General features: G+C 62.9%; 17 protein-coding genes and 1 pseudogene. 9 read left to right on the top strand and 9 right to left on the bottom strand.

Annotated features, from left to right (window positions below; translation table 11 throughout):
• Positions 1 to 4 precede the first annotated feature (4 nt).
• Together ADT71_RS24405 and ADT71_RS24410 are read left to right on the top strand one after the other, a co-directional pair.
• Positions 5 to 1,327: a right-handed parallel beta-helix repeat-containing protein gene (locus tag ADT71_RS24405; RefSeq protein WP_054441097.1), complete on the top strand. Its 1,323-nt coding sequence runs from the start codon at positions 5 to 7 to the stop codon at positions 1,325 to 1,327.
• Positions 1,324 to 2,751 (top strand): hypothetical protein, encoded by a 1,428-nt coding sequence (locus ADT71_RS24410; protein WP_054441099.1) that lies wholly within the window; start codon positions 1,324 to 1,326, stop codon positions 2,749 to 2,751. The genes ADT71_RS24405 and ADT71_RS24410 overlap by 4 nt, the downstream gene beginning before the upstream one ends.
• 66 nt (positions 2,752 to 2,817) lie before the next feature.
• Here ADT71_RS24410 and ADT71_RS24415 read toward each other — a convergent pair whose 3' ends face one another.
• The 5 genes from ADT71_RS24415 to ADT71_RS24435 all read right to left on the bottom strand — a co-directional run bounded on the left by ADT71_RS24415 (position 2,818) and on the right by ADT71_RS24435 (position 9,030).
• Positions 2,818 to 4,218, bottom strand: a complete 1,401-nt coding sequence (locus ADT71_RS24415; protein ID WP_054441101.1) for a sugar transferase — start codon at positions 4,216 to 4,218, stop codon at positions 2,818 to 2,820.
• Positions 4,219 to 4,365: 147 nt separating this feature from the next.
• Positions 4,366 to 5,424 carry a DNA polymerase III subunit delta gene (holA, locus tag ADT71_RS24420; RefSeq protein WP_054441103.1) on the bottom strand — a complete coding sequence of 353 codons (1,059 nt, stop codon included), beginning with the start codon at positions 5,422 to 5,424 and terminating at the stop codon, positions 4,366 to 4,368.
• A gap of 24 nt (positions 5,425 to 5,448) precedes the next feature.
• Positions 5,449 to 5,886, bottom strand: a complete 438-nt coding sequence (gene lptE, locus ADT71_RS24425; protein WP_165913267.1) for an LPS assembly lipoprotein LptE — start codon at positions 5,884 to 5,886, stop codon at positions 5,449 to 5,451.
• 71 nt (positions 5,887 to 5,957) lie between these two features.
• Complete coding sequence (gene leuS, locus ADT71_RS24430) at positions 5,958 to 8,489, bottom strand: leucine--tRNA ligase (RefSeq protein WP_054441106.1); 2,532 nt, start codon at positions 8,487 to 8,489, stop codon at positions 5,958 to 5,960.
• Between the two features lie 73 nt (positions 8,490 to 8,562).
• On the bottom strand, positions 8,563 to 9,030 hold the full coding sequence (locus ADT71_RS24435) for a DUF3576 domain-containing protein (protein WP_054441108.1): 468 nt from the start codon (positions 9,028 to 9,030) through the stop codon (positions 8,563 to 8,565).
• Between the two features lie 341 nt (positions 9,031 to 9,371).
• Between ADT71_RS24435 and ADT71_RS34425 the strand changes: the two genes are divergently transcribed.
• From ADT71_RS34425 to phbB, 3 genes are all read left to right on the top strand, one after another.
• Positions 9,372 to 9,677: a hypothetical protein gene (locus ADT71_RS34425; RefSeq protein WP_231636163.1), complete on the top strand. Its 306-nt coding sequence runs from the start codon at positions 9,372 to 9,374 to the stop codon at positions 9,675 to 9,677.
• Between the two features lie 23 nt (positions 9,678 to 9,700).
• Positions 9,701 to 10,057, top strand: a complete 357-nt coding sequence (locus ADT71_RS34430) for a hypothetical protein (protein WP_231636164.1) — start codon at positions 9,701 to 9,703, stop codon at positions 10,055 to 10,057.
• A 142-nt stretch (positions 10,058 to 10,199) separates the two neighbouring features.
• The gene (gene phbB / locus ADT71_RS24445) at positions 10,200 to 10,922 is read left to right on the top strand and encodes an acetoacetyl-CoA reductase (protein ID WP_054441110.1); all 723 of its coding nucleotides are present in this window, start codon (positions 10,200 to 10,202) and stop codon (positions 10,920 to 10,922) included.
• A gap of 47 nt (positions 10,923 to 10,969) precedes the next feature.
• Here the strand turns inward: phbB and ADT71_RS24450 are convergent, their stop codons facing one another.
• Genes ADT71_RS24450 through ADT71_RS24460 form a run of 3 tightly spaced genes read right to left on the bottom strand, consistent with a single transcriptional unit; the run spans position 10,970 to position 12,888 of the window.
• Positions 10,970 to 11,296, bottom strand: coding sequence for a YnfA family protein (locus ADT71_RS24450; RefSeq protein WP_054441112.1), 327 nt, complete (start codon positions 11,294 to 11,296; stop codon positions 10,970 to 10,972).
• A 13-nt stretch (positions 11,297 to 11,309) separates the two neighbouring features.
• A complete protein-coding gene (locus ADT71_RS24455; protein WP_054441115.1) occupies positions 11,310 to 11,738 on the bottom strand; it encodes an HIT family protein in 429 nt (142 codons plus the stop codon).
• Positions 11,739 to 11,751: 13 nt separating this feature from the next.
• The gene (locus tag ADT71_RS24460; RefSeq protein WP_054441117.1) at positions 11,752 to 12,888 is read right to left on the bottom strand and encodes a CDP-alcohol phosphatidyltransferase family protein; all 1,137 of its coding nucleotides are present in this window, start codon (positions 12,886 to 12,888) and stop codon (positions 11,752 to 11,754) included.
• A gap of 171 nt (positions 12,889 to 13,059) precedes the next feature.
• Here ADT71_RS24460 and ADT71_RS24465 point away from each other — a divergent pair, with 171 nt between their 5' ends.
• The 3 genes from ADT71_RS24465 to ADT71_RS24475 are packed head-to-tail and all read left to right on the top strand — an operon-like array spanning position 13,060 to position 15,843.
• Positions 13,060 to 14,106: a diacylglycerol kinase family protein gene (locus tag ADT71_RS24465; protein ID WP_054441119.1), complete on the top strand. Its 1,047-nt coding sequence runs from the start codon at positions 13,060 to 13,062 to the stop codon at positions 14,104 to 14,106.
• A gap of 52 nt (positions 14,107 to 14,158) precedes the next feature.
• Positions 14,159 to 15,073, top strand: a complete 915-nt coding sequence (locus tag ADT71_RS24470; protein ID WP_054441120.1) for a hypothetical protein — start codon at positions 14,159 to 14,161, stop codon at positions 15,071 to 15,073.
• Positions 15,070 to 15,843 carry a nucleotidyltransferase family protein gene (locus ADT71_RS24475; protein ID WP_054441123.1) on the top strand — a complete coding sequence of 258 codons (774 nt, stop codon included), beginning with the start codon at positions 15,070 to 15,072 and terminating at the stop codon, positions 15,841 to 15,843. The genes ADT71_RS24470 and ADT71_RS24475 overlap by 4 nt, the downstream gene beginning before the upstream one ends.
• Positions 15,844 to 15,847: 4 nt before the next feature.
• On the opposite strand, the gene ADT71_RS24480 is transcribed toward ADT71_RS24475, so the two are convergent.
• Positions 15,848 to 16,342 carry a DUF2141 domain-containing protein gene (locus tag ADT71_RS24480; protein ID WP_054441125.1) on the bottom strand — a complete coding sequence of 165 codons (495 nt, stop codon included), beginning with the start codon at positions 16,340 to 16,342 and terminating at the stop codon, positions 15,848 to 15,850.
• A 323-nt stretch (positions 16,343 to 16,665) separates the two neighbouring features.
• Here ADT71_RS24480 and rpe point away from each other — a divergent pair.
• A pseudogene (gene rpe / locus ADT71_RS24485) lies at positions 16,666 to 17,327 on the top strand (ribulose-phosphate 3-epimerase).
• The last annotated feature ends 85 nt before the right edge of the window (positions 17,328 to 17,412 follow it).

A 17,412-nucleotide genomic window follows, 5' to 3' on the forward strand; every position in this document is an offset into this window, starting at 1 on the left:
CATCATGAGCATGGACGTCGTCGCTCGCGGACTGGCCGCAAGGATCGGAAAAACAACCCAGCGCATATCGCTCGACCGCAACGAACTGGCCAGCCTGTCCGAGCGTCAGCGCGCCTATCTGGCCGAAGGAGGACGGGAGGGCAGCTTCACCTGGCGCAATGGGGACATGTCCGCAAAGGTGCAGGCAGACCCTAATCGCGGTATCTACGTGCCTCCCGGCGAAACGCCGAGTGGAGCGCTTGGGGCTTGGGAACGCACGCCCGGCCCCGTGGCCATGATCGAATGGTTCGGCTGCCGGGGGGACGGCGTGACCGACAATTCGGCACTGCTGCAGCAAGCCGTAGATACCATGCACGCACTTTATCCCGAGGGCTTCACGCTCACGGCCGAGAAGGGCCGCAAGTTCAGGCTCGTGAAGGCGATCGCGCTCACTCCGAAGTGCACGATCTCGGGCATCCATCTGGTTAACGCAGGCGATGCGAACTTCTTCAACGTCAACCAGAATGTCAGCGCGGCAGAAGCGTTCAGTTCCTTCTACGAACACATCCGCATCGAAAACTGCGCATTCGAGGGCGACGTTTCCAATGTCGGCATTGCGTTGTTCGCGGCCAATATTCGTTTCCTCTGGTTCGTCGGAAACCGACTGGTGAACACGGGCGGGGTATCCATTACCCACGGTGCCGACATTCGCGGCCTATACAAGTCGGCAAACGGCGTGGCCGGCGACGAAGGTGTCGGCGTCGATCCCGCCGTGACGGCAGGCTTCTCGTCCGGGCCGGATTTCGGCGACCTTTCCTCGAACATCGTCATCGCCAACAATTACGGCGATAGCGGCCGGTACAACGCGTCGCTCGTACGGCTTGAATTCGTCAAGGACGTGGCGATTACCGGCAACGTATTTCGAGGCGGCAAGGTCTCATGGTGGGGCGGCGGTGCACCGAGTGCGGAAGGCGGTGAAGTCTGGATGGCGCGTCGGGTGCGCAACGTCCAGATTACGGGCAACTACCTGTGCCGAACGAACGGCGCCATCTACGGCAACAACGGCGACGGCATGACCATCACCGGCAATGTCGTGGAAGATGTGCTCGATACAGCTTTGGACCTGGAGGGCTGCTTCAACTGCACCGTAACGGGCAACTTCGTCCGCAATGCGGGCAATTTCTGCACTTCCATCTTCTACGCCTCGCTCAACAACGTCTTCGCAAACAACGTCCTGATCCAAACCAAACGGGCGAAAAACATCGCCGCAATCTTCAACCAGACCGGATACATGAGCAGCGTGACCGTCGCTTCCAGCGCGGCACCGATGGCCGGGTTCGATTGGTGACGGCAGCCAGCCATGGCTTCGGTAGCGATCAGCTTGTCAACATCCGAACCAAGAGCGGCGCTGTGGGAACGGCGCTGACACAAGCCTATTACGGCATCGTCGTCATCGATGAAGTCACTGTCGAACTGGTCGGGACCGAAGGTATCGGTAGCCTCGAAGGAACCGTCAGTTCCATTCGCTATCAACGCGGCAACACCTTCTTCGACACCAAGCTTGCCGGCTTCGACACTCTGGACGATGCGGACCGCGTTCTGTGGACGGGAAATACCTGCATCTACGAAGGCGATCATGACCTCGGCTGGATCAAGGGCGACACCGCCATGCGATCGATGGTCGTGTCGAACAATGTCCTGCGCAACGTGGGCATCCTCGATGCCAGCATCGGCAACAAGTCCATCGTTCAGGGCAACCTGCTGGAGTTCGACTCCGCACCGCTCGCAACTTCCGCAGCCAAGCGCCTGATCCAGTCGACCGGGCGGATCATCGACAATACCCTGAAGACTTTGCCGGGTTGCTCGCTCCCGGCCGGATCGGTCGGCATCGCTTCCTATTGCTACGCCAATTCGGGAGCATGGTCGGAGCTTCGGGGCAACCGTGTGGAAGATCTGGCCTCCGCGATCACCTATCACCTCGGCTACGAATACCAAAACGGTTCCAACTACAGCAACGTCATGGTGGCGGACAACGTCTTCGACACGATCACGGATCTCACGCCCAGCAAGGGGCGCGTCCGCGTCTTCTATAGCGGCAATCGCAGCACGGGAATCACCCAGTCGCTCCCGATTCCGGCAACATCATCCATCGGCTCCCTGGGGGGCATATGCCGGGGGACCAGGCTTGAATCGGGCGCCACAATGGCTTTGGGCGGCGTGATCGCCCGGGTCGCGCTTGACCATGGCTGGGATACCAACCTCGCTTGGGCGGGCACCACGGCTTATGTGATCGGGGATATCCGCTATGTCGGAACCAGCGTCTATCGCTGCACGATCGCCGGCACTTCTGCAACCGGCAGCGGTCCCAGCGGCACGGGCACGGCCATAACAGACGGAACCGCGACCTGGACCTACATCGCTCCGCTGGTGACCTGGGCCCCGATCGCCACATGTTCTCCCGACGTGGCCAGCAGCGCGGCATCGGGAACCATCACGCCCGATCTTTCGGCTGCATCGAGCTTCATTCGCACAGCCCTGACCGCAGCCCTGACCATCAATGCCCCGACCGGCTCGCCATTCGACGGGCAAGTGATCCGGTTCCGTCTCAAGGATAACGGGACTACCCGCGCTGTAGCCTGGAACGCCATCTATCGTGCCATCGGTGCGGCTCTTCCCATCGCGACGACTGCCGGAAAGACGACTTACGCGACGGCCATCTATAATGCCGCCGACCTGAAATGGGATGTCACCGCGGTGCAGACCGAAGCCTGAGCGGAAAAGGAGGTGCTCGAAACGCTTCGGGCACCTCCGAAAGCCGGAACCGAAGGCTGGCAGCAATCAGAATGCGCGATCGTGCACCAGAACACGAAGGGTGAGGAACATGATCTGCAAGTCGCGCATGATGGTCCAGCCTTCGAGATATTCGAGATCGGACTGAAGGCGATTCACCAGATCGGATTCGTGATCGGTGGCCCCGCGGTAGCCGCGAATTTGCGCCAGCCCGCTCAGGCCGGGCTTCAGGCTGTGACGCTGCCAGTACCGCAGGTCGATTTCCCAGAACAGCTTCTCACCCGCCAGCGAACCCGTGGCATGCGGTCGGGGCCCGACAAGACTCATGTCGCCCAACAGAACGTTGAACAACTGGGGCAGTTCGTCGATGCTGGTCTTGCGGATGAAGCGACCAACTGCGGTAATCCGCTGGTCCTGCTTCGATGCCGAGACACTGCCGTCGCTGTCGCACAAGGTCTGCGTCATGCTGCGGAACTTGTACATGTTGAAGAACCGGTTGCCGCGGCCCATCCGGCGCTGGACGAAGAACACCGGTCCTCCATCCTGAAGCTTAACCGCGATCGCCACGACCAGCAGCAAGGGCGACAAGGCGAGGATCGCCGCGCCCGAGAAGGCTACGTCGAAGATCCGCTTGATCGCGCGCTCCCGCAGTCCCAGCGGTCCTGCCGAAACCAGCAGCAGACCATGCTTTCCAGCGACGCGGGCACCTTGCGCACCGAGGCGTACCACTTCATCGTCCAGCACTTCGCCGTCGACATTCGCCCCCTTGAGGATCATCGCCCATTCCATGCGCCGGTCCGCGGGGCAGCTGACGATAACCCTGTCGATATTGCGAAGCACCAGGCCGACACGGTCGAGCGAATGCGGGTCCTTGAGATTGGGACGGATCCCCATGGCGGCAGCAGATACCCGAATGGTGCCGGGAATCCGCAGTTGCGGACCGCCATCGTCGATCACCAGTTCGTTGATGACGTTGGTACCGCAGCGCCATGTCACGAAACTGCGCAGTTGCAGGCGCGTCCAGGCGATCAGCGCCATCGCGCAGATGACGCCGCTGCTGAAGGCTCCGCGAGAGAGTTCTGCCGAGGATTTCATCAGGAACTGCACGAACACGACCACGACAACTGCCACAACCATCGACATTTCCGCACGGAAAATGCCGCGCCAGCCATCGCGCAGCGCGTCGGTAGAATAAGCGGCATTGTATAACGCCAGGGTCAGGAAGATGGGGAGCAGTACCTGACCATAGACGAGCGACATCTGTGCGCCCTGGTCAGTGTCATACAGAAGGCCGGCGACGGCAAAGCCTGTGATAAGCGCAACGATATCGCCCAGAAGCAGGGCGACGTAGCATTGCAGACGTCGACGCTCCAGCGAAGGCGCAACAAGGAGTTCGTCAGCCTCGGAACGCTGTATCGCTTCAGGCGAAATGGCGAATGGTGCATTCATTCGTTCAACGCTCCTGATTGCCGAACTCACGCCCATAGGCTCCCTGTCCAGTACCTGTCGCGATGCCAGGGGCATAATGCCCGATGTTGCAGCGCAATAGGTATTTGCCCTTATGAACACCACCACGTGTGTGGAAAGTAAATTCAGTTAAGCTGTTCTATTTATCCGGTGTTTAACATCCAAACACGCAATTCGTGCGATTTCGACCAATCCTTCCGACAAGAACAGCTCTGCGTCCTGGCTGTTCCCAAGCAGCGATTGGTGCAACGCAATAAGTCGGGCAACGAGCCTTTCCAGCCGATTCCCCCGCCAAATCCTGAGTTGAGCGCCAAGGGCCGCCTTGTCTTTCCAGAAAATCCGGCGGGCAGCGGTCTCCGAATCGATCAGCCCCGCTATATCGCCACTGCGCCCGAGTCGCGCGTTGAGCGCGGCCAACTGCGCTGTCCTGCGCTCAAAGGCCAGGAGCAGGCCCACGGGATTGATCCCCTGGTCCCGCATTCTCTTGAGTTCCGGACCAATCGCCTCACGTCGCCCACCCAGCACGGCATCGACCAGGGGTCCGAAGTCATCGTCCTCCGTAGAGGCTCCAACCGCATCGAGGTCGGCTGCCGTCACCGGTCGCGGCGTTTCCGGGCCTGCGTCGAGATAGAGCGCCAGCTTCGTCACTTCGGAGCGGGCAAGGCGAGTATCCAGACCCGATGCGCGCGCAATCCTTTCCGCAAGGTCGCTGCCCATCTTGAGCCCGGCCCCGTTGGCCATGGTCCGTACCGCGCTTGTCGCAGCGCCGAGATCGGGCGGATAGAACATGGCCACCAGCCCATCCGGCCTTGCCGCAAGCAGCTTGGCCGTTCGCGACTTGTCGGTCGCCCCGGTCGCAACGATCAGCACCGGACAGGCATCGACCTCGTTCTCGATCAAGATCTGTACGGCATCATGCGCCTCGTCGCCTTGCGCACGCACCCAGATGTGGCGCGAAGTACCTCCGAACAGCGAATTTGAACGCGCCTCGTCGCCGAGCCTTACCGGGTCCTTGCGAAGATCGGAGCCCGCCATCTCGACACGCTCGCCAGGATCGGGGAGGAGCGAGACGATCCGGGCGGCAGCGTCGCTTGCCCCGGCCTCATCCGGTCCGCAAAAGAAGAAGACCCGCGCCTGCTGAGCAGCGCGGGTCGCAAGACCACCGAAATCCTTCTGGGTCGCCTTCATCTTTCCGCAGCCCGCATTACCGGATTACTGCTTCGTATCGCCGCGCAAGCGCAGCGCGACGGTCGTGACGATACGGCTTGCAACATCCTTCGACATGTTTTCGAGCGCGGTCTGCTCGGCCGCGATCGTTGCATAGTCCGAAGAAACCACGTCGATCCCCGCATCCGAACCTGCCGTGGCGTCCAGCACGATCTCGTTGCTAGACAGGTCAACAAGCTGGTAGCGCGCGCGCAGGGTGCGCCGTTCACGGCCGATAGTGTCGTCCGAGAGAAGGGCGAAGCCTTCAAGCTTATCGTCAAGACGCACGTCGAGGCGATAGCGCGGTGAGGCGTCCGACTTGTCGGAGCCAAGCTGATCGACCAGCGCATTGCGCACCAGCCAGCCTGCACGCCCCTCGATCGCGGCGACCTGTACGCCTGTGAGACCCCGCGCCACCGCACCGCTGCCCCCGCCCGAATACATCGGCTGGAGGCCGCAGCCGGTCAGCGTCACCGCTCCGAGGAGGACGGGTCCGACAAGGCGCAGGAAACGCTTCACGCGACGAGATTGACCAGGCGGTCGGGAACGACGATCACTTTCCTCACCTCGGCTCCATCCAGCGCACGCTGCACTTTCTCGCTGGCAAGGGCAAGCGCTTCAAGTTCTTCCTTCGAAGTGCCCTTGGCCACGGTCAGGGTATCGCGCAGCTTGCCCTTCACCTGGACGGCGACAGTCACTTCGTCCTCGACCAGCAGCGCCGGATCGACATCAGGCCATGAAGCCTGCGAGACGAGGCCTTCCCCGAAGGTTTCGAAAGCTTCTTCGGCGAGGTGCGGCATCATCGGCGAGACGAGCAGCAGAACCGTGCGGATCGCGTTCGAGCGGCTGGCCGAAGGGGCCGCCTTCTCGACCGCGCCGGTCAGTTCGTAGATGCGCGCCACGGCCTTGTTGAAGCCCAGCGATTCGATGTCCGAAGCCACCGCAGCCACCGTCTGGTGAGCCTTGCGGTCGATGGCCTTGTCCTCGCCCGTCACCGAAGCGTCGTACTGCGCGAACAGACGCCAGAGGCGCTGGACGAAGCGGCCGCAGCCCTCGATGCCGGCTTCCGACCACGGCAGGTCGCGCTCCGGCGGGCTGTCGGACAGCATGAACCAGCGGATCGCGTCGGCGCCGTAAGTCGCGACGATCTCGTCGGGGTCGACGACGTTCTTCTTCGACTTCGACATCTTGATGACGCGGCCGACTTCGACGGCGGCACCGTCAGCCTTCAGCGTCGCACCGTCCGAGGTCCGGTCGATCTCGCCGGGCGAGAAGTAGATCGGCTGACCGTTGGCATCGTTGATCCGGAAGTAGGTCTCGTGCGTGACCATGCCCTGCGTGAACAGGCTGGCGAAGGGTTCCTTCACCTCGACCTTGCCGATGCGGGCCAGCGCGCGCGTCCAGAAACGCGCGTAGAGCAAGTGCAGGATCGCATGCTCGATACCGCCGATGTACTGCTCCACCGGCAGCCATTCAGCAATCTTGGCCGGATCGAAGGGCTTGTCGTCAGGCTGGCTGGCGAAGCGCAGGAAGTACCACGAAGAGTCGACGAACGTGTCGAGCGTGTCGGTTTCGCGGCGCGCGGCGTGGCCGCACTGCGGGCAATCGACATGCTTCCAGGTCGGGTGGCGAACGAGCGGGTTGCCGGGGGTCGAGAAATCGACGTCCTCGGGCAGCGTGACCGGCAGGTGCTTCTTGGGCACCGGTACCACGCCGCAAACCTCGCAGTGGATGAACGGGATCGGCGTGCCCCAATAGCGCTGGCGCGAGACGCCCCAGTCGCGCAGGCGCCACACGGTCTTGCCCTCACCCCAGCCTTCGGCTTCGGCGCGCGCGATGACGGCGGCCTTGGCGTCCTTCACGGCCATGCCGTTGAGGAAATCGGAGTGGACGCAGACGCCGTCACCGGCCTCGGACTCGCCGTCGAACGGCTTGTCGGCATCGGCCTCGCTCGCCGCCACGACCCGCAAGATCGGCAAGCCGTACTTGGTGGCGAATTCGAAGTCGCGCTGGTCGTGCCCGGGAACGGCCATGACCGCGCCGGTGCCGTAGTCCATCAGCACGAAGTTGGCGATGTAGACCGGCAGGTCGGCGCCCGTGAACGGATGCCTGGCCTTGATGCCGGTATCGAAGCCCAGCTTCTCGGCAGTTTCCAGCTCGGCCGCGGTGGTGCCGCCCTGCTTGCACAGCGCGATGAATTCCTCGACCTCGGGACGACCCTGCGCAACCGCCTGCGCGATCGGGTGATCGGCGGCGACGGCGACGAAGCTGGCACCGAAGATCGTGTCCGGACGGGTCGAGTAGACTTCCACCGAACCGATGCCGCCGACTTCGGCAGTCAGGTCGAACTTGAACTGCAGGCCCTGGCTCTTGCCGATCCAGTTCTCCTGCATCGTGCGGACCTTCTCGGGCCACTTGTCGAGCGTGGAGAGACCGTCCAGCAGTTCGTCGGCGAAGTCGGTGATCTTGAGGAACCACTGGGAGAGCTTGCGCTTCTCCACCAGCGCGCCCGAGCGCCAGCCGCGCCCGTCGATCACCTGTTCATTGGCGAGCACGGTCATGTCAACCGGATCCCAGTTCACCGCCGATTCCTTGCGGTAAACCAGATCGTTTGCGTAGAGATCGAGGAACAGCGCCTGCTCGTGGCCGTAGTATTCCGGCTCGCAGGTGGCGATCTCGCGGCTCCAGTCGAGCGCAAAGCCCAGGCGCTTCAACTGCGCCTTCATGTTGGCGATGTTCTCGCGCGTCCAGCCGCCGGGGTGGACGCCCTTTTCCATGGCCGCGTTCTCGGCGGGCATGCCGAACGCGTCCCAGCCCATCGGGTGGAGCACTTCATGGCCGGTCATACGCTTGTAGCGCGCCAGCACGTCGCCCATCGTGTAATTGCGCACGTGGCCGATATGGATGCGCCCCGAGGGATAGGGGAACATCTCAAGCACGAAGCTGCGCGGCTTCGACGAGGTATCGTCCGCCTTGAAGCACTGCGCGTCGTCCCACGCAGCCTGCCAGCGCGTGTCCGCCTGAGCCGGATCGAACCGCTCGGTCATCTTAATCGAGTCTCCTGCGGGCATATTCCCGCAATTTCGCGGCACCGGCCGGTGCCGCGTATGAAAAAACTAATCAGCCGCCGATCGAATTGCGGCGAAGGTCACGCGCGCGGGTGAGGATGATGTCCTCAAGCTTCTGCACCGTTGCAGCCTGAACCGGCGCCGGCGCCCAGACGCCGTTGGTCGAGACTTCGCGCTGGCCAGTCACGCGCAGGGCGTCGGCACGCAGGTCCTTGTCGAGGATCATCACCGTGATCTTGACGCGCTCGTTGGGTTCCTTGGGATTGGTGTACCAATCGGTGACGATGACGCCGCCGGCGCTGTCCGACTGGAGCAGCGGCATGAACGAGAGCGAATCGAGGCTGGCGCGCCACAGGTAGCTGTTCACGCCGATCGTCGTCACCGCCGAAGGGGCGATCGAGGACTGGACCTGCTTCCTGCCACCGCCGCAACCGGCCAGCGCAAGCGCCGCGACGGCGCAAAAGCCCGCAGTCGCCAGCGATCGAGCGGAGAGAAGGCCGGTATGGGTGCTGCCTGTCATCGTAATTCCCAGTTCCTGTCTTGGCGCGTTCGCCGGACTTCCGGTAAACCTGCCGTGAAACGCCTCTATAGCCGCCGTTGCCCGGGCGGCAAGTGCGGCTGCATCAGCTTGCCGCCATAACGGGTGCAAGGCTAAACGCATGCTGAACGCCCCTCTCCCATCCGCGATCAGGCTGTGTTAAGTTGCAAGCCTGAAAGATCGCGGAATGGTGGAACGCCGATCCCGCAACAGGATCGTGAACCGGCGAGATGGAAAGGCAAGGCGGGAATTTCGCAATGGAAGCCGAAGCAACACGCGCGTCGAAAGGCGGAATGAAGACCGGCCTCTTGCTGGCCTGCTGCGTGACCGTGCTTGCCCTTCCCAGCGCCGTTCTTGCGTTCACCACCAATTTCAAGACTGCGCAGACGGAGAAATCGGTCGATTCGCTCGATCCGGAGACCTCTCCAGAAAACCTGTCGCGCGCCATCGCCATGCGCTCTCTTGCCAAAGGTCAACCGTTTCCCTTCACTCCGGCAGCACCTCCGGGCCGCCTCGAACGCGCGGTTACGGTTGCCGTTCGCTTCGATCCGGAAGCGGCGAAGGCGATTATCGTGCGTAATCGCCTTCAGATCGCTCGCACGACAAGGATGTCGGGCCCCTTCGCATAGCTCCCAACGCCTTCAATCTCGGCGTGGCGCGCGGCTATCAGAACTTCGCCCCCGAAACGGCGCCGCAAGCCTTGGGCAAGGGGCTTTCCGATGCGCCAGAGTTGAAGAAATTCAGCCTTCAGGCCGGAACGGCCGACCAGAAGGAATCGCGCTTCAGCCCCCGAATCTCGATCGATGAAAAGCATGTGGCAGGTCGCGCCCCTCGCACGTTCTCGGGTGAAGCGGGCGAAGTCGATCTGGGGGGCGCCTACCGCGTCACCGAGAATCTCGATGTCACTGCCGGCCTGCGTTATTCGCAAGAGCGGGAACGCCTTGTTCCCCTCACCGATGGCCGCCAGGACAGTCAGGCAGTTTACGTAGGAACCCAATTCAGGTTCTGATCCGTGCAGCCATAATTGCACTTCTCTCAATCAATTCGCCGCAAATAAGCTCCGAGAGCGATGGGCTTCGGCTTGCCCTGCGCGGCTGGTTTCCATAGCACTGCAGGTGGTGGATGCTTCACTAAAAGGCGAAAGGCTTTCTATGGCGCGCGTTGCTATCGTTACCGGTGGGACCAGGGGTATCGGGGAGGCTGTTTCACTGGCCCTCCAGGAACGGGGTCACACCGTAGTTGCAAATTACGCAGGCAATGAAGAGAAGGCAAAGGCCTTTACGGAACGGACCGGAATCCCTGCCTACCGATGGGACGTCGGCGACCACGAAGCCACGCTTGAGGGCGTGGCAAGGGTGACCGAAGAAGTCGGTCCCGTGGACATCGTCATCAACAACGCGGGCATCACCCGTGACGGCGTGCTTCACAAGATGACCTTCGACGACTGGAACGAAGTCATGCGAATCAATCTTGGCGGTTGCTTCAACATGGCCAAGGCCACGTTTTCCGGAATGCGGGATCGCGGCTGGGGTCGCATCGTCAATATCGGCTCGATCAACGGCCAGGCCGGACAATATGGCCAGGTGAACTACGCCGCAGCCAAATCCGGCATCCATGGCTTCACGAAGGCCCTTGCGCAGGAAGGCGCCAAGTACGGCGTCACCGTCAACGCCATCGCGCCCGGCTACATCGACACGGACATGGTGGCAGCCGTTCCCGCACCGGTCCTTGAGAAGATCGTGGCGAAGATTCCAGTCGGCCGCCTCGGCAGCGCTTACGAAATCGCTCGCGGCTGCGCGTTCCTCTGCTCGGAAAATGCAGCTTTCGTGACGGGATCGACGTTGAGCATCAACGGCGGCCAACACATGTATTGAGGCATTACGCGTATCAGGCGGGGGCCCGGCCGTCGCCTGATACGCAACTATCCCCGATGCGGTCCGAACAGGATCACTGCCGCCCCGACTAGGCAAAGCGCGGCGCCTCCCATATCCCAGCGATCCGGCTTCACACCTTCCGCCAGCCAGAGCCACAGCAGCGCGGAGGCTATGTAGATTCCGCCGTAAGCCGCATAGGCACGCCCGGCATGATCGCTTTCGACCAGCGTCAGCAGCCAGGCGAAGATCGCCAGCGACATGCAGCCGGGAATGAGCCAGAGCGGCGACTTTCCCATGCGCAACCAGGCCCAGAAGGCAAAGCACCCGCCGATCTCGGCAAGCGCCGCACCGACATAGATCAGGACTGACAGCACGGCCTGCGTGCCCTCAGCCGAACGCCTGCCTGAGCCACGTGACCAGTTCAGCAAGGTCCGGGCCTTCCAGCGAAACCGCATGTCCCAGGTCGGGAACCTTGGGCCAGCCACAGTCGACGAACTCCCGCCCCTTCCATTCGCGGGTACCTTCGTAACGCGGGATCACATGGAAATGGACGTGAGGGTCCACCATCATCAACATGAGGTAGTTTATTCGGGCATAGGAAACCGCCTTGCCCAACGCGCTTTCGATCGCGGCGGTCACGATCTTCAGGTCGGCATGTGCTTCGGCGGCGAGATCACCGAACGCGGTGGCCTCCGACTTCGCCGCCAGTACCAGCGAACCCAGCGTCGGCTGGGCAGGCCTTGCCAGCACCACCCAGTGATCGAATTCGGCGACGAGCGTGGCCGGATAGCCGAACTTTTCCATCGTCCCGTTCATTACCGACGCTCCTTCAGGTTTCCGCCAACCACGAGGTGATCTGGCCGCCCCGCGCCCGAACGATCCAGGCCTGCACCAGGCGCACGGCATGAACGAGGCAGGAAATCGCGGTCCACCACGCCACGGCGATCAGGCCAAGATCCGGTCGCGCGAACAGCATGGCGACGAACAGGATCACCATGTTGGGGTTGCGACGGGCCGTGATGAGCCGGAACCGGCTATCGAACTTACGCCAGACGTGAATGTGCATCAGGCCGTTCTGCCTCATGAACACGCCTTCGATCAGGCGCTGAACAACGTATCCGCCCTGGATCGCTCCCTGCACCCACCAGAAGGTAGTCGTATCGTAGGCCAGGCCCCAGGTAGCGAGGCCGGTTGCCCAGAACCACCACCAGAACGGTGGATGGACGAGATCCATGCCATGGTCCGCAACATTACCCCATTCCGAAGACGTGATCGTGCAGCGGGCCAGTTTGCCGTCAACGGTGTCCAGAACCATGAACACGAGGCCCAGCGCCATTCCGAGCCAATAGTGCCCGTAGGCGAAGAGGAAAGTCGCGGCCACGCAGAACACCGCGCCGACGGCGGTGACCATGTTCGGCGTGATGTGCAGCTTCGCGCAGACACGCGTCAGTACCAGGGCCCATTCCGGCCAGAGGTATTTGGTCAGTACATCGGTGACGCCCTTGTAGGCCCCGAAGTAGCTGGCCCTTTCGATCGGACGCACGGTCTCAGCGTCAAGCGCCATGAGAAACGGCGTCTCGCGCTTGCGAAGCTGCTTGTTCTCCACGGTGGGGCCACTCTCGAAGGCAACCACATCGAGTCCCGATGGATCGCCAAGCGGAGTACCCGATCTCATCGCCTCCGCGACTCGGGAGGCCTGATCTGCATCCGCCGCATGAGCTAGCGCGGGGACACCGCCGAGCGTGAGCACCATGCGGGGGCGCGTGGTGATGTATTTGAACCACGCCGGATCCCACGCAAAAGCGGCGTTCGAAAGAACCGCAGGGCCGGCAGGAACGGCAGAGCCGGGAACCAGTCCGTTCGCGCGCGCGATGCGCGCGACGCGCTCGGCCATCGTAAGACCCCAGAGCTGAACGGGGTTTTCGCCGATATTGACGACGAGGGGGGGAGTGTCATTTTCGACCATGGACCGGCCGTAATATGTCACGCCTCCACTGGCAATCTTGCGAGTTGCACAGAACGCGCAGGAAATTGAGGGTCTTGCAAGTGGCGCCAATCCGCCATAGAACTGTAACCTTAATGTGTCAGTTGATGTTTCCTGATGATTTTTCGGCTCGGGATGCCTACATAGGCCCCCGTGTACGGAACCATTTACGAATTCGAAACGCTGCCGACATCCGGTGAGCATGACGGCCGGCGCAAATCGGCCAGCCTGGCGCGTTCAGCCCAGCGGGGCCGCGCTGTGCCTCTCGTAGGTATCATCCGCAATCCTCGCAGCCACCGCAACAAGGGCCACGCGCCCGAGATGGCGGACTGTTCCAACATCCTTACGGAAACACCGCGCACCCGCACGGATCTCTACGGCGTGCTCGAAAGCTTCGCCCGCCGAGGGATCGACTATCTCGTGGTGGACGGCGGAGACGGAACGGTGCGCGACGTTCTGACCTGCGGCGCAGATATCTTCGGTGAGGAATGGCCGACCTTCATCGTCCTTCCCAAGGGAAAGACAAATGCGCTCGCCATCGATCTTGGCCTACCTAACCAATGGTCGCTCGCCGAAGCTCTCGCCGCGGCGCACAAGGGCAACAAGCTGACCCGCCGTCCCCTGCGGATTTCCTCGAGGGATGACAGCAACGGTTGCATTCAGGGCTTCATCCTCGGCACCGGGGCATTCGCGCTCGCCACCGAGGCTGGCCAGGAAGCGCACCGCCGGGGCGCGTTCAACAGCTTTGCGGTTGGCCTGACTGTCCTTTGGGGCATCATCCAGACCCTGTTCGGCCGTGCCGGCAACCCATGGCGTTCCTGCACGCCCACCCGTCTGGTGAACCGCCACACCGGCCGCGACCTGCCTTATCAAGGACCCGGCCGTTCGGACGAGCGCTTCATGGCCGTCGCAACGACGTTCGAGCGTTTCCCGCTCGGCGCCCGCCCCTTCGGCAGCGACGTGGCCCCGGGCATGAAGCTGGGTGTTATCGACTGGCCGGTGCGCTGGGTCATTGCCCTGCTTCCGGCGGTTCTGTTCGGGTTCTGGGGCAAGTTTCTTGAACGGCGCGGCGTTCATCGTTTCTGCGCCAGTGCCGTCGATCTTGAACTGGACGGCTCCTTCATCCTCGATGGCGAAGCGTTCCCGGGCGGCGATTACGTGCTTGAGGAAGGCCCGCAACTGACGTTCGTGGTCCCCTGAAAACGGTTTTCCGGCGCTTGATTTCCGGGCGCCGCTGCCCGAGCATGACGTCATGACCGAAGATCTCGAAGGACGCGTCCGCAAGGCCATCCAGCGCCCGATCGAACCCGAAATCCGCGCCTTCGCGCAGCGCTTGGCCCTTGCAGCAGGCAACGCCGTGGCGGTGCTGTTCTACGGCTCCAACCTGCGCACAGGCTCGCTTGAAGGCGTTCTGGATTTCTACGTCCTCACCGAAGGCCCCCAGATCGAGAAGATCTGGCCTCGCGTCAGCTATCATGAGTGGACGTTCGAAGGCATTCCGCTGCGCGCCAAGGTCGCGACCATGACTCTGGAAACCTTCCGCGCCGCTGCCGCCGGCGAACTGCTCGACACCACCATATGGGCCCGCTTCGTCCAGCCCTGCGGCCTGGCCTGGCTGCGCGACGAAGCCGCAATCGGCCCCGTTGCCGAAGCGGTCTCCGGCGCCGCCCGCACTGCAACCCGGCTTGCGGTTTCTCTGGGACCGGAAGCGGGAACGGCGGAAGACTATTGGCGGGCGCTGTTCAGGGCGACATACGCGGCCGAATTCCGCGTAGAAAAGGCCGGGCGGGAGGATTCGATCCTCGCCGTCAATCGCGAGCATTTCGACGGCCTGCTCCCCCTGGCGCTGGCCGCCGACGGCATCGCTTTCACCCGGGAACCCAAGGGAACGATCCGCCCTGCCCTTGCGGCGCGGGAGCGTAACCGTGCTCTGAACTGGTGGAAACGCCGCCAGCGTCTCGGCAAGCCTTACAACGTGCTCCGCCTGCTCAAGGCATCCACGACGTTCGACGGTGCGGCCCGCTACGCCGCGTGGAAGATCGAACGCCACACGGGCGTACCTGTCACCATAACCCCCTGGCGCGAACGCCATCCGGTTCTCGCGGCTCCCGGCGTGTTATGGCACGTATGGCGCACAAAGAAGGCAATGGAGCGCAAACCGGCATGAAGCCCGCCGCGCTCATCCTCGCAGGTTCTCGCCCCGGCGCGCCCGATCCTGTCGCCGCGTCCGAGGGCGTCAGCCACAAGGCGCTGGTCGAACTGGAAGGCCAGCCGATGCTCGCCCATGTCGCCCATGCGCTCCGTGATGCCGGGATCGAGCGTGTGGCCGTCATCGCCAACGATCCTGCCGTCGTGGCGCTGGCGCAAATGTTGAATTGCGAGGTAATCCCTGCCGAAGCCGGGCCAAGCGCAAGCGTCGCCGCCGGTTTTGTACGGCTGGGTGCGCCGATGCTCATCACCACGGCGGATCACGCCCTGCTGCGCGGGGAATGGGTCAGCGACTTCCTTCTCGACACGCCCGAAGATGCCGATGTCGCCGTCCTGCTCGCCCGGCGTCAGGCGATCGAGGCCGCCATGCCCGGTTCCCGGCGGACATATCTGCGCTTCGCAGACGGGCACTGGTCGGGCTGCAACGTGTTCCTGCTCAACTCAAAGCGCGCCGAAAGCGCGATAGAGACCTGGAAACTGGTGGAGGCGGACCGCAAACGCCCCTGGCGCATAGCCGCCCGCCTCGGCCTCGGCATGTTGCTGAGCTATGCGCTGGGCAGACTGACCCTCGCAGCCGCCCTCGGCAGCCTGGGCACGAAGATCGGCATAAGGGCCAGCCTGGTGGCAGCGCGTGACGGGCTGGCCGCAGTCGATGTGGACAAGCCCTCCGACCTGGTCGACGCGCGCGGAATACTGGCGCAGCGACGAGAGACCGGGGGCCAGTCCTGATCCGTTACATGTAGCGCATCTGGATGCGGATCGATTTCACTTCCTTGCCGTCCACCGGCACGCCGACCTTGGTATAGCTGGGCTTGCCGAGGTTGAAGATGTTGATCGACGGATTGTTGGACATGGCGCCGCCATCAGTGCTGATATCGGTCGAACCATTGCCATTGACGTCATGGCGGACCGCGATTCCATAAGATCCCGCAGCGGAAACCGGCACGCAGAACGTCATCGATCCCGCCTTTGCCGGAACCTCGATACGCTTCAGCCACTTGCCCTTGGAAAGCCATTCGGCCGAAGTCGCCCGGTAGGATTGCACCCTCAGCTTCCCCTGAGAGGACTTGATGCCATCCACCGTCACCATGATCGACGGTCCGCCACCGGCTCGGCACTGGCTCATGTCGTTGCGGATTTCGTCGCGGTACTGCGCGGCAGCAGGAGCGGATACCGCCAGGGCGGCCAAACCGGCCGCGGCCAGCAGCACGCCCGAACGCCTGTTCATTGGGAAGGGGGCCTTGGGGAACGTCACACTCATCTCCGGTTCCATAACGCTCTGCGCAGCACGCACGGCCTGGCTGAAGCGCGCGCAACTGCGTGATTTTTCTGGCGCCGCACTGCCATCGAGGCCGTGAATGCACTCTGAATTGGCAGTTCACAATGGCTCAATCACGTGCCGGTTCCCCGGTGCGGCCGGCTGCTCACCCGCCGCCACCTGGTGGATTTACGGGCGACCTCCATATGGCGTGTGGAAAACGGCCAGTGGGGCGCTTGTACCCCCCAGATGTGGTGGCCTATCCTTCACATCGAGGAGTACCGTTTTCCACCATGACCACGCCGCTGATCTCGCCCTCCATCCTGTCCGCCGACTTCGCCCGCCTGGGTGAGGAAGTTCGCGCGATCGACGAAGCCGGCGCGGACTGGATCCACGTCGATGTCATGGATGGTCACTTCGTGCCGAACATCACCATCGGTCCTGCCGTGGTGAAGGCCCTGCGCCCCCATTCGGCCAAGGTGTTCGACGTGCACCTGATGATCTCTCCGGTCGACAGCTACCTCGAAGCCTTCGCGGAAGCGGGTGCCGACTACATCACCGTCCATCCCGAGGCCGGACCGCACGTTCACCGCACGGTGCAGACGATCCACAATCTCGGCAAGAAGGCCGGCATTTCGCTCAATCCCGCGACGCCCGCCAAGATGCTCGACTATCTGATCGACGACATCGACCTGGTCCTGATCATGAGCGTAAACCCGGGCTTCGGCGGCCAGAGCTTCATCTCCAGCCAGCTTCGCAAGATCGAGGCCGTGCGCAAGATGATCGACAAGTCCGGCCGCGACATTCGCCTCGAGGTGGACGGCGGCGTCGATGCCAGGACCGCACCGCTTTGCGTTTCGGCAGGCGCCGACGTGCTCGTCGCCGGTTCGCCACTTTCCGCGGCGGACCTACGCAATATGCCGCGAACATTCGCGCCCTGAAGGGACTCGCCTGACGGGGACGGACTGAAACAGTGACCCCAGACACCCATCCGGGTTCCCGCGCGGGAACCTGGGGGGACTTCGGGCCATTTCCCCGAT

It is taken from the genome of Novosphingobium sp. ST904, assembly GCF_001298105.1.
Lineage (GTDB): Bacteria > Pseudomonadota > Alphaproteobacteria > Sphingomonadales > Sphingomonadaceae > Novosphingobium.

Coding starts and splice junctions, on each gene's coding strand:
- ADT71_RS24405 (WP_054441097.1), top strand. CDS start 5: ATGAGCATGGACGTCGTCGCTCGCGGACTGGCCGCAAGGATCGGAAAA.
- ADT71_RS24415 (WP_054441101.1), bottom strand. CDS start 4,218: ATGAATGCACCATTCGCCATTTCGCCTGAAGCGATACAGCGTTCCGAG.
- holA (WP_054441103.1), bottom strand. CDS start 5,424: ATGAAGGCGACCCAGAAGGATTTCGGTGGTCTTGCGACCCGCGCTGCT.
- lptE (WP_165913267.1), bottom strand. CDS start 5,886: ATGTATTCGGGCGGGGGCAGCGGTGCGGTGGCGCGGGGTCTCACAGGC.
- leuS (WP_054441106.1), bottom strand. CDS start 8,489: ATGACCGAGCGGTTCGATCCGGCTCAGGCGGACACGCGCTGGCAGGCT.
- ADT71_RS24435 (WP_054441108.1), bottom strand. CDS start 9,030: ATGACAGGCAGCACCCATACCGGCCTTCTCTCCGCTCGATCGCTGGCG.
- phbB (WP_054441110.1), top strand. CDS start 10,200: ATGGCGCGCGTTGCTATCGTTACCGGTGGGACCAGGGGTATCGGGGAG.
- ADT71_RS24455 (WP_054441115.1), bottom strand. CDS start 11,738: ATGAACGGGACGATGGAAAAGTTCGGCTATCCGGCCACGCTCGTCGCC.
- ADT71_RS24460 (WP_054441117.1), bottom strand. CDS start 12,888: ATGGTCGAAAATGACACTCCCCCCCTCGTCGTCAATATCGGCGAAAAC.
- ADT71_RS24470 (WP_054441120.1), top strand. CDS start 14,159: ATGACCGAAGATCTCGAAGGACGCGTCCGCAAGGCCATCCAGCGCCCG.
- ADT71_RS24475 (WP_054441123.1), top strand. CDS start 15,070: ATGAAGCCCGCCGCGCTCATCCTCGCAGGTTCTCGCCCCGGCGCGCCC.
- ADT71_RS24480 (WP_054441125.1), bottom strand. CDS start 16,342: ATGAACAGGCGTTCGGGCGTGCTGCTGGCCGCGGCCGGTTTGGCCGCC.